This window comes from Pseudanabaena sp. CCNP1317 (genome assembly GCF_034931345.1).
GTDB lineage: Bacteria > Cyanobacteriota > Cyanobacteriia > Pseudanabaenales > Pseudanabaenaceae > Pseudanabaena > Pseudanabaena galeata.
The window spans coordinates 44,865-56,196 of sequence record NZ_JAYGIF010000015.1; the positions used below are offsets into that span (position 1 = coordinate 44,865).

Consider the following 11,332-nt stretch of genomic DNA (forward strand, 5'->3'; position numbering starts at 1 on the left):
ATCGACGAGGATTGACGCGATGATCGCGACCGCACCGACCGCCCAGAACCCAGACCAGATCGCGCAGGCCGCTCAGGCGGCGGCGGAGAAGGCCGCCGTCGCGTCGCTCTCCCCGCCCCCGCCCCCGGCCCCCGAGAACAAGCCCCTCATCGACATCTCCAACCTCGACTACAACACGATCGTGCACGCGGCCGAGCAGTACGGCATCCCGACCGTCAAGGCGCTGCTGATCTTCCTGGCGGCGATCATCATCTCCTCGTGGGCCAGCCGCACCATCCGCAAGGCGCTGCTGCGCACGAAGTTCGACATCACGCTGTCGAAGTTCCTCGCGAACGCGGCCAGGTGGGGCATCCTCATCTTCGCGCTGCTGGCGATCCTCAGCGTGTTCGGCATCCAGACCGCGAGTTTCGCGGTGGTGATCGGCGCGATGGGCCTGGCGATCGGCCTGGCTTTCCAGGGCACGCTGTCCAACTTCGCGTCGGGCATCATGCTGCTCGTCTTCCGGCCCTTCAAGGTGGGCGACGTCGTGAACGCCGCCGGCGTGTTCGGCAAGGTCGACGAGATCGAACTGTTCTTCACGACCATCGACACGCTCGACAACCGTCGCCTCATCGTGCCGAACACGAAACTTTTCGGCGACACGATCGAGAACTTCACCTACCACACCAAGCGCCGCGCCGACATCAACGTGGGCGTCGCGTACGGCGCCGACATCGACGAGACCCGGCGCGCACTCGAGCGCGCCGTGCAGCGCGTCGAGAAGCGCTTGAAGGACGACGACCACATGGTCTGGCTCGATTCCTTCGGCGATTCAGCGATCAACTGGCAGGTGCGCGTGTGGGTGCCGACCGCGGACTGGGCGCCGGCGCGCCAGGAAGTGATCCAGCGCATCAAAGAGTCGCTGGACGACGCGAAGATCACCATCCCGTTCCCGCAGCGCGATGTGTACCTGTTCCGTCCCGGCAAGGGCGGGTGAACCAGATTTGTGTCTTCTTGGGGTTAAGTGACACACTCGCCCACCGTGCCCCTCGGTGATTCTCTCGAGTAAATGTGCCGATGAGCAACAAATAACGGCATCAGAAAAACGGCAACTTAATTCTTCGGAGGTGACCACCGAATCAAGTAGCGTCGATCATCATCGTAGGATCGGCCCCGTGCAGAAGGGGGGAAATCTGCTACAGAGAACTCATCTAGATAGTCAAATACTACAAAGGCACCTTCATGATCCGGGTAATACCACCCGATCTCGCCAGTCGTTGTAAGGCCAGGCGCAGTTGTTCGAAGGTCCCGAGATGTGATCAATGGTGGTTGACCAAGGAGGGCTTCAACTTCAGCCTCGCTCATGCCAAGCCGAACTGATTCCCATGCACGATGAGAGTGCCACTGATAGGTGGGAAAGGAAGAATTGGTCGTTACTGTCGCCGGCTGCCGCATAGCGTCAATTGATTCAACAAGAGAACGGACTGTCGCTTCTAGCGACCTAACCTGATTCTCAAGGTCTCGGATCCTCTCGTTCGTCAAGTTGTCGACAGGCGTAGCGGTCTCAGGCTGACAAGCGGCAAGGGGCACCAGGGCCACGATCATTAAGCCCAATCGCATCATCGCAGGTGGCTCCTCATAAGGAATCGATTCTACCGGTTGACCCGCCACTGCGGGATGCCAAGATTCTTCATGGCGGACCGAACGATTCCCTCTCTCGCGACCGACCCCTCCACCCTGGCCCAGAGCAAGATCCTCGCCGAGGGGCTGACCTTCGACGATGTCCTGCTCATCCCCCGCCGCTCCAGCGTGCTCCCGGGCGAGGCCGACACCTCCACCCGGCTCACCCGCGGCATCCGGCTCAACATCCCCATCCTCTCGGCCCCGATGGACACCGTCACCGAGGCCCGCCTCGCCATCGCCCTCGCCCAGGAGGGCGGCATGGGCATCATCCACAAGAACCTCTCCCCCGAGACCCAGGCCCGCGAGGTCGCCAAGGTCAAGCGAACCGCCAACGGCGTCATCACCGACCCGCTCACCCTCGGGCCCGACGACACCGTGGGCGACGCGCGCCGGCTCATGGCCCGCTACGGCGTCTCCGGCTTCCCCGTCACCGCCGACGGCTCGCTCGGGGCGCGCACCAAGGGCAAACTGCTCGGCATCCTCACGCGGCGCGACCTCAAGTTCATCGAGAACGAGGGCACGCCGGTCAAAGAGGTGATGACCAAGGACAACCTCGTGACAGCGCCCTCGAGCGCGACCCTCGCCGAGGCGTACCAGATTCTCAACCGGGGCAAGGTCGAGAAACTGCCGCTGGTCGACAAGGACTTCAACCTCGCCGGGCTGATCACGATGCGCGACATCGAGCGCCAGGAGCAGTTCCCGCGCGCGTGCCTCGATGAGCGGGGGCGCCTGCGCTGCGGCGCCGCGGTGGGCGTCAAGCAGTTCGAGCGCGTCGAGGCGCTGCTCGAAGCGGGCGTCGATGTGATCGTCGTCGACACGGCGCACGGGCACAGCGAGAATGTGCTGCTGACCGTCGCCGAGATCAAGAAGAAGCACGACATCCAGGTGATCGCCGGCAATATCGCGACGGCGGAGGCGGCGCAGGCGCTGATCGACGCGGGCGCGGACGCGGTGAAGGTGGGCATCGGGCCGGGCTCGATCTGTACGACGCGCATCGTGACGGGCGTCGGCGTGCCGCAGGTCACGGCGATCTTCAACGCGGTGAGCGTCGCGGAGAAGCGGGGCGTGCCGGTGATCGCCGACGGCGGGGTGCGCTCGTCGGGCGACATCGCCAAGGCGCTCGCCTGCGGCGCCAGCGCGGTGATGATGGGCTCGCTCTTCGCCGGGCTCGACGAGTCACCGGGCGAGGTCGTGATCACGCACGGTCGTCGCTACAAGACCTATCGCGGCATGGGCAGCGAGGGCGCGATGTTCGCCGGCTCGGCCGATCGCTACGGCCAGGCGGAGAAACTCGCGCAGGCGGAGGCCGACAAGAACGGGCGCACCGGGCAGCCCAAGTTCGTGCCCGAGGGCGTCGAGGGCATGGTGCCGTACCGCGGGTCGCTGGCGGAGTTCGTGTATCAGATGGTGGGGGGCGTGCGGAGTTCGATGGGGTATCTCGGATGCCGCACGATCGACGAGTACCGCGAGCACGCGCGCTTCGTGCGCACGACGAGCGCGGGCATGGTGGAGAGCCACCCGCACGACATCACGATCACGAAGGAATCGCCGAATTACTCGGCGCAAAAGATGCGGTGAAGAAGGCACGGGGCACGAGGCACAGGGCATAAGGGGAGACGATCTACCGGTTCTCTTCTCTGCGACCTCTGCGTTCTCTGCGGTGAATACATCGCCGCGGCATCACACTCGCTGCGCTCGTGTGATGGCGCCGGAGCAGGTCACACATTGAACAGGAAGTGGCACACATCCTTGTCGCGCATGACATAGGACTTGCCCTCGATCCGCATGCGCCCCTTCTCGCGGATCGCCTTCTCGTTCTTGAACTCCACCAGGTCGTCCACCGAATAGATCTCGGCGCGGATGAAGCCCTTCTGGAAGTCGGTGTGGATCACGCCCGCCGCCTCGGGCGCGGTCGCGCCCTGCTTGATCGTCCAGGCGCGGATCTCCTTCGGGCCCGCGGTGTAGAACGACTGCAGACCCAGCAGGTGGTACGCGGCACGCGTCACCGAGTGCAGCGCCGGCTCCTCGAGCCCGATCGACTGCAGCATCTCCATCTTGTCCGCTTCGTCCAGTTCCGCGAGTTCGCTCTCGATCTTCGCGCAGACGGGCACCGCCTCCATGCCCTCGCTCTCGGCGCGCTCGCGCACCTGCTTCGAGAGCGGGCCCTCGCCGTGGAGGTCGTCCTCGCTCACATTCATCACATAGAGCACGCGCTTGGCGCTGAGCATGCCAAGCGCGCGGGCCGACGCGAGCCCCTCGGGGTCGTTCGCCAGCGCCTGCAGGGCCGAGGTCCCACGCTCCAGCGGCTCGAGGAGTTTCTTCAGCGTCTCGTGTCGCGCCATCGCCTCCGGGTCGCGGCTGCGCGCCGCCCGCTCAGCCTTGGGCAGCGCGCTCTCGATGGTCTCGAGGTCCGCCAGGATCAGTTCGGTCTCGATCGTCTCGATGTCCCGGATCGGGTCCACCGTGCCGTCGACATGGGTGATGTCGTCGCCCCCCGTCGCTTTTTCGAAGCAACGGACGACATGGAGCACGGCGTCGACCTCGCGGATGTGGGAGAGGAACTTGTTGCCCAGCCCCTCGCCCTTGCTGGCGCCGCGGACGATCCCGGCGATGTCGACGATGCGCATCGACGCCGGGATGATCTTCTCGCTCTGGATGTGCTCGCGGATGACCTTGAGCCGGGGGTCGGGCACGGCCACGACGCCGATGTTGGGCTCGATGGTGGCGAAGGGATAGTTGGCCGCCAACGCCCCGGCAGAGGTGAGGGCGTTGAAGAGGGTGCTCTTGCCGACATTGGGCAATCCGACGATTCCGGCTTCCATGGGGGTGAGGGTAGGCGGGGTGATCGAGGAGACTCGCACAGAGCAGTGCGCGCGGTGATCGCCGCGCCATCACACTCGCTGCGCTCGTGTGATGGCGCCGGGGGAATGGGTATGGGAGTCGCTGGCGGGTTCTCGTGGCACGGGCTGCGCCCGTACCACGCCACCCCCATCTCATCCCGTCTCCCCCTCCGCGACCTCCGCGGCCCTCCGCGGTGAAATCGCTTCTTCTCATACTAACAAAACACAAACTATTGCAACCGCCCGGCTTAAGTCTGCGGAAGGGTTGGTTAAATGGAGCCGATGGATTTAAAGTAACGCTATGGACGACCTGGATCTGGACATCGCGGGTGGGGGGGAAGGGCGCGTGGAGCGTCGGGGGCATCCGCGTGCCGGGGCTCTCTCCCCTCTGACCACAGGCGGTTATCGCACCTTTGAGCCGGTCGGGCTGCCGCCGGTGGGACTGGATCTCGGGCGTCTGGAGCCGGCGCTGTCGGCGGCCAATCTGGCGGTGGGGCGCCTCGACGGGCTGTCGCGGTTCGTGCCCTCGGTGGACTTGTTCGTCGCGATGTTCATCCGGAAGGAGGCGGTGCTGTCGAGCCGCATCGAGGGGACGCAGGCGACGCTGGACGATGTGCTGCGCTTCGAGGCGGGCGCGTTGGTGCGGGCCGACGACCTCTCGCGCGACGACGAGGCGCTGCTGGCGGATGTGGGCGAGGTGTTCTCGTACATCCGCGCGATGCGTGAGTGTCTGCGGCGAGTGCGCAGCGGCGAGCGCGTCTCGATGGGGATGATCACCGACGCGCACGCCACGCTGATGGGTGCGGGGGGCGGCGTAGGTAGCGGATGCGTGCGCGAGACGCAGAACTGGATCTCGGCGCAGGGCGGGTCGCCCTCGCGCTCGGGGGTGGGTGACGCGATCTTCGTGCCGCCCTCGCCCGAAACGCTGGGCGCGCACCTGGACGACCTGTTCCAGTTCATCCGCGTGGATTCGACGGGGACTGGCGGGCTGCCCACGCTGGTGCGCGCCGGCGTGGCGCACGCGCAGTTCGAGACGATCCACCCGTTCCTCGACGGCAACGGGCGACTCGGTCGCCTGCTCGTCACGCTGATGCTGGTGCGCGAGGGCGCGCTGCGTGAGCCCCTGCTGTACCTCTCGGCGTTCCTGACGGCGCACAAGCCGGACTACTACGCGAAACTCACCGCGATCCGCGAGCGCGGCGACTGGGAAGGGTGGCTCGCCTTCTTCCTGCGCGGCGTGCGCGAGGTCGCGACCGACGCGTGCGCCGCCGCCGAGAAGATCCCGAGTCTGCTCGACGAGCACCGCGCGCTGGTCGAACGCGAACTGCCCGGCAAGCCAACGGCGGCCCGCTTCGTCGATGCGCTCGCGCGCAGCCCGGTCGTCACCGTGAAGAAGATCGCGGAAGTGATGGATGTCACGATCCCCACCGCGAACACGCTCGCGTCGGACTTCGAGCGGATCGGTCTGCTGGAAGAGGTGACCGGTCGTCAGCGCGACAGGGTGTTCCGGTACGCGCGGTACCTGAGCGTGCTGGGCGAGTAGGGGGGCGTGGTCACCACGCGAGCGCCTGCGCGAGGAAGGAGAGCCCGGCGACCCAGAGGGCCAGCGTCCACAGGATGACCGCGCGTTCCCATGCGCCGCGGGCGAAGGCCGGCCCGCTGGCGAGCCCGGCGAGTGCGATGCCGGCGCTGACGACCCAGCCCCACCAGCCCCAGGACGCGCCCATCGCGCTGAGGAGGACGGCGGCGACGATCCAGACCCAGGCAAGGCGCGTCGCGCCCCTGCGTCCGAGGTTGGTCGCGGTGGTGCGCACGCCGGTGAGGGCGTCGGTGGGCTGATCGCGAAGCAGGCACATAAGCAGCGTGAGCCCGAGGAGTGTTGCGCCCAGGAGCGTCGCGCCGATCGCGACGGTTCGGGCGGGCGAGTCGTCGCGATCGACGCCGGGCCCGAAGACGCTGAGCAGGAGCATGGGGACGATGAGCACGCCCAGGGGCGCGAGGAGTTCGACCATCACGAGTTTGCGCCGTGTGTCGCGCGTCGCCTGCCAGAGCCCGAGCGCGAGCACGACCGCCGACGCGAGCCCGAGCGCAGGGGCCGCGATGATCAGCGCGACGCCCGAGACGAGCGTCAGCAGCGCGAGGACCGGCAGGGCGACCGGGTTGGCGTGCTCGCGCTCGCCTAGGGGGAAGCGCCAGAGCGCGAGGGTGCGCCGGCCGGTGCGTTGCTCGTCGGCGCGATCGGCGCAGAGCATGAGCAGCAGGACGCCCAGCGCGTGGGTGGCGACGAAAAGGGCCGAGGCGGCGCCCGGGGCGTCATCGATCAGGGCGTGCGACCAGAGCAGCGCGTAGGGCACGCTCGCGAACAACGCGTAGAGGCGGAGTCGCTCGAAGGTCTCGATCATCGCCCGATGCTAACAGCGTGCGTCGGGGGCGGCGCGATCACCGGCCCGGGCGCCGCCCGTGGTGGGGCGCCCCGGTGTGACGCACGCGGACCTCGGGGGAGCGGGGCTTGGCGTGGGGGTGGCCGTCGTCGTCGGGCTCACCGGAGGGATCCGATGGGGTCTCGGGGGAGTCGCCGCGATCGGCGTTCGCGGCGCGGAGCCATTCGACGGTTTCTGCGAGCCCCTCGTCGAGCGAGGTCGCGGCGTGGAAGCCCAGGGCGCTGGCGGCGAGGGAGACATCGGCGCGCGAGACGCGCGGGTCACCGGCTCGTCCGGGGGCGCGCATGGGATCGACGCCCGGCTTGCCGCAGGCTTTGGCGCAGGCGGCGAGGAGTTGGTTGACCGTGGTCGTGCCGCTCGTGCCGACATTGATCGCCACGCCCCCGAAGGGCTCGGGTCGGGAGCCGGCGAGGAGGAACGCGCGAACGACATCGCGCACGAAGACGAAGTCGCGTGTCTGCTCGCCGTCGCCGTAGACGACCGGCGTCTCGGCGCGTTCGAGGGCGTGGAGGAACGCGCTGACGACCGCGCCCTCGTCGCCGGCGCGCAGGCGCTGGCGCGGGCCATAGACATTGAACAGGCGCAGACTGAGCGTGTCGATGTCGGCGTAGGCGGCGGGCCAGGCGCGCACGACGGCTTCGCCGGCGGCCTTGCTCGCGCCGTAGGGCGAGGCGGGTTCGATCGGCGCGTCCTCGCGCGAGGGCGTCCTGGGCGTCAGCCCGTACACCGCGGCGGTGCTCGCGAAGATGATCCGGCGCGCCTTGGCGATGCGCGCCGCCTGGATGCTCTCGATAGTCCCTCTCGAGTTGACCGCGAAGCAGCGCTCCGGGTCCGAGAGGGACTCGGGCGCCGACGACATCGCGGCGAGGTGATAGACGATCGTGGCGCGCTCCATCGCGTCGTCGAGGGCGTCGCGATCGAGGATGCTGCCGTGGATGAAGCGGAGCCGGTCGGGCGCGTCGTCGAGTCGCGCGAAGAGCCGGTCCGCGTCGCCGGTCAAGAGATCGTCGACGACGGTGACCGTCGCGCCGACATCGAGAAGCGCGTCGACCAGGTGCGAGCCGATGAACCCGGCGCCCCCGGTGACCACGACACGCGCCCCACCGAAGGCGGACTCGAAGCGCTGACCCGGGCTATCCGCCGAGGGGGACATGAAGTGAAGGATTGTACAGACCTTTCCGGTCCGGGGAATCGGTCTGGGTCTCGGGCTCAGGAGATCACCGGGCCTCGCTCGGAGCGTGGACCACCGGCGGCGAGCGTGGCGCACGCGATCTCTACGGGCAGGGCCATCGGGGCCGGCCACGTCATCGTGAGAGCCGACTCTGCCCGGAGCCGATCAGTCGCAGGACTGCCCGAACGCCGAGAGCACGACGTTGAGGTCGGCGAAGTTCACGAGGCAGTCGCCGTTGGTGTCGCCCGGGATGGGGTCGGCCGACTGCCCGAAGTTGGTGAGCACGGTGTTGAGGTCGGCGAAGTTCACGACGCCGTCGCCGGTCACGTCGCCCGGGCAGGGCCGGTTGAACCCGCGCACCACGATCACGCGGTTCCCGCCGCCGAAGGTCGAGAAGAGGAAGTCGTTGGTCGCCGGATCGATCGCGGCGCCCTCGGCCCCGCTCAGCCCGGAAAGGAATGTGCGGCGTGACGCGACAATCGGATCGGCGTTCGCGTCGATATCGAACGCGCTGACGCGACCCGCGCTGAACTCGCTGACGAGGAGCGTGTCGTTGGTGAACTCGGGCGAGCCGGCGCGGATGTAGACGAATCCCTCGGGGCCGGTCGCGGCAGACGGCACGCGCACCTGCCCGCTCGTGACGAGGAAGGTCCCGTCACCGGCGGGCTCGAGCTCGACGCCGCTCCACGCGCCGCCGTTGAAGGTCATGAGCCGGCACGCACCGGCGTTCGGGAAGCCCTGGGGGATGAAGTTCACTGCGCCGACGGACGACGGGACGCCGAAGTCGTTGAGGTTGATCAGTCGGTCTGGCGCAACGCTCCCGGGGAGGATCTGCCCGAGCCCATTCATCGAGTATCGCGTGAAGAAGAGCACGCCGTCGGGCCCGTACGCGAGCCCGCCGTCGATGTTGGGCGCAGTGGCGAAGAACTCGGCGTCGCCGTCGAAGCCCACGATCCTGCCGCAAGCGCGCACGAGGCGCACGCGATAGATCGCGGCGCCCGCCTGGTTGGCCGAGCCGCCGATGAGCAGGACGTTCGGGTCGTCGGCGCTGATCACCAGCCCGCCGTATGGCCCGGGAACACCCGGGATCGTGCCGAGGTCCACGGCGCTGTAGAACTGATCGAACGGCGCGTTGACAACCTGCGCGTTCGACATCGAGCAGCACGCGAGCGCGACGACAGGCAGGACGAAGCGGGTATTCATGACAAACCTCTCCTTAATGCGCGGCGTGCGCACGGGATCAATATACCGCGATGGCCCGGCGAATGGAAGCAGATTTCACGTTTGTGAGCCGGTGCGCCACGCTACTCGCAGCTCGTGCCGAAGGCGCTCAGAACCAGGTTGAGATCGCTGAAATTCACCAGCCCGTCGTTGTTCAGGTCGCCGGGGATTCCCTGGCCCGCGGCGCCGAAGGAACTGAGGACTGTGTTCAGGTCGGCAAAATTGACGATGTCGTCGCCGTTGGCGTCGCCCGGGCATGGGTCGGCGCTCGCGCCCACGATCTTGAGGACGAACGCGTTCGAGCCGCTCGCGTTGCCCCCGAGGATGTAGATCCCGCCCGATTCGTCCTGCGCGAAGGAGTAGAGGCGCGCAGGGGGCGCGGCGCCGTTGGGGTCGATGCGCAGGCGGGTGATGACTCCCCCATCGGGCGCGCGTACCGAGAAGAGTCGCCCGTTAATGAAATCGCCGAACACGTACCGCCCGTTGAGGCGCGACGCCGAGGCGCCTCGCGCGACAAACCCGCCCGTGACCGATAACCCCTCGACATGGTCGTACTCGGCGATGGGGTCGATCAGTCCGAGGCGCTGTGCGAGCGTCAGCCCGTCTTTGCCCGGCAGATCCGGCAGCACCGAGTTGGGGGGCCCTGAGAAGTTGATCGCCGGGTCGTACAGGAAACTTCCCTCCTTCAGGTTCCAGCCGTGATTGGCGCCGGCGACGACGCGATACACCGACTCGACGCTGCGCTGGCCCACGCTGCCCGCGAACAGGTCTCCTGTCGCGAGGTCGAACGACATACGGAACGGATTGCGGAAGCCATAGGCGTAGATCTCTTTCGCCTCGGTCCCGCCGGACTGCGCGAATGGGTTGTCCGAGGGGATCGCGTACTGCCCGTTCGCGCTCGGCGCGTTTACGGGGAGGCGATCGACGTCGATGCGAAGGATCGCGCCGAAGACGGTCGAGGTGTTTTGCCCGTTGGTCGAACTCGCGATGGTGTTTCCCCCGTCGCCCGACGCGATGTACAGCGTGCCATCGGGCCCGAACGCGAGGTCGTTGAGGTTGTGGTCCTGACGGGGCTGGCGTACGCGCATGAGCACGCGACGCGACGCGGGGTCGACGCTGTTGGGGTCGTCGGCTCGCACGCGCCACTCGGCGAGGACGTCCTGGTGGCTCTCGCCGGTGGGGTTTGTCGTGAAGTCGGGCGTCCCGGCGCCCGCGATCTCGGTGGTGACCGTGTAGAGTGCGCGGAAGCCGGCGCTGCCGGGATCGGCGAAGCCGGGGTGAAAGACGAAACCGGTCATGCCATAGTTGCCCGGTCGCGAGAGGTCCGCGAGCGGGTTGCCGCTGGTGGTGTCGAGCAGGGGCGTTTCGAGCAACGCGCCCTGCGCGTCGACGATGCGCACGACGCCGCCGAGCGTGGCGATTGCGAGCCGGCCCGACCCGTCGGGGAACTCGCGCAGCATCGTGGGCGCGAACTGCGTGGGACCTCCGGGAAACGCCGGACCCGACAGCCCCGACGCGACCTGCTCGAGTGTGATCGTGTAGCGCCCCTCGAGGATCTCGGGAAGGATGCGCTGCGCCGGAGCGGACGCGGTGATCGCGAGACAACCCAAGGCGGCGAGCGTGAACCGTCGTGTCGTTCGCATGGCGCGTCCTCCGCACCTTTCCTACCACGCGGAGCCCGGGGACACAAGACAAACTTGCGTCAAGTTGCTGTTCACCCGGAGCCGGTCACTCGCACTCGGTCCCGAACGCCCCGAGGACCGCGTTGAGGTCCGCGAACCCCACCACGCCGTCGGCGTTGATGTCCCCGGCGAGCGCGCCCGGGACTCCTGTCTGGCCGAAGGCGCTCAGGACCGCGTTGAGATCCGAGAAGCCGATCACCCCGTCGGAATCGGCGTCTGCGGCGCAGCGCAGCGCGGTCGCGACGAGCCGGGCCGGCCGCCCCGACTCGCGAGACGCCAGTCGCTTCACGCTCCCGGGGGGCGCGCTCGAGACCA

The 11,332-nt window shown here is 67.8% G+C and carries 9 protein-coding genes; 3 read left to right on the top strand and 6 right to left on the bottom strand.

Annotated features, from left to right (window positions below):
• Window positions 1-19 precede the first annotated feature (19 nt).
• Window positions 20-976 carry a mechanosensitive ion channel family protein gene (locus tag VB775_RS07350; RefSeq protein ID WP_323216708.1) on the top strand — a complete coding sequence of 319 codons (957 nt, stop codon included), beginning with the start codon at window positions 20-22 and terminating at the stop codon, window positions 974-976.
• 695 nt (window positions 977-1,671) lie between these two features.
• Window positions 1,672-3,240, top strand: coding sequence for an IMP dehydrogenase (guaB, locus tag VB775_RS07355; protein ID WP_323216709.1), 1,569 nt, complete (start codon window positions 1,672-1,674; stop codon window positions 3,238-3,240).
• Window positions 3,241-3,380: 140 nt separating this feature from the next.
• Here the strand turns inward: guaB and ychF are convergent, their stop codons facing one another.
• A complete protein-coding gene (gene ychF, locus VB775_RS07360) occupies window positions 3,381-4,484 on the bottom strand; it encodes a redox-regulated ATPase YchF (protein ID WP_323216710.1) in 1,104 nt (367 codons plus the stop codon).
• Window positions 4,485-4,803: 319 nt separating this feature from the next.
• On the opposite strand from ychF, the gene VB775_RS07365 reads away from it, so the two are divergent.
• Window positions 4,804-6,045 (top strand): Fic family protein, encoded by a 1,242-nt coding sequence (locus VB775_RS07365; RefSeq protein ID WP_323216711.1) that lies wholly within the window; start codon window positions 4,804-4,806, stop codon window positions 6,043-6,045.
• Between the two features lie 10 nt (window positions 6,046-6,055).
• Here the strand turns inward: VB775_RS07365 and VB775_RS07370 are convergent, their stop codons facing one another.
• From VB775_RS07370 to VB775_RS07390, 5 genes are all read right to left on the bottom strand, one after another.
• Window positions 6,056-6,904, bottom strand: a complete 849-nt coding sequence (locus tag VB775_RS07370; protein ID WP_323216712.1) for a hypothetical protein — start codon at window positions 6,902-6,904, stop codon at window positions 6,056-6,058.
• Window positions 6,905-6,941: 37 nt separating this feature from the next.
• On the bottom strand, window positions 6,942-8,033 hold the full coding sequence (locus VB775_RS07375) for an NAD-dependent epimerase/dehydratase family protein (protein WP_323216713.1): 1,092 nt from the start codon (window positions 8,031-8,033) through the stop codon (window positions 6,942-6,944).
• 246 nt (window positions 8,034-8,279) lie between these two features.
• Window positions 8,280-9,317, bottom strand: coding sequence for a hypothetical protein (locus tag VB775_RS07380; RefSeq protein ID WP_323216714.1), 1,038 nt, complete (start codon window positions 9,315-9,317; stop codon window positions 8,280-8,282).
• Window positions 9,318-9,418: 101 nt separating this feature from the next.
• On the bottom strand, window positions 9,419-10,978 hold the full coding sequence (locus tag VB775_RS07385) for a PQQ-dependent sugar dehydrogenase (protein ID WP_323216715.1): 1,560 nt from the start codon (window positions 10,976-10,978) through the stop codon (window positions 9,419-9,421).
• Window positions 10,979-11,063: 85 nt separating this feature from the next.
• A partial coding sequence (locus VB775_RS07390; protein ID WP_323216716.1) for a hypothetical protein occupies window positions 11,064-11,332 on the bottom strand: 269 nt, incomplete at its 5' end.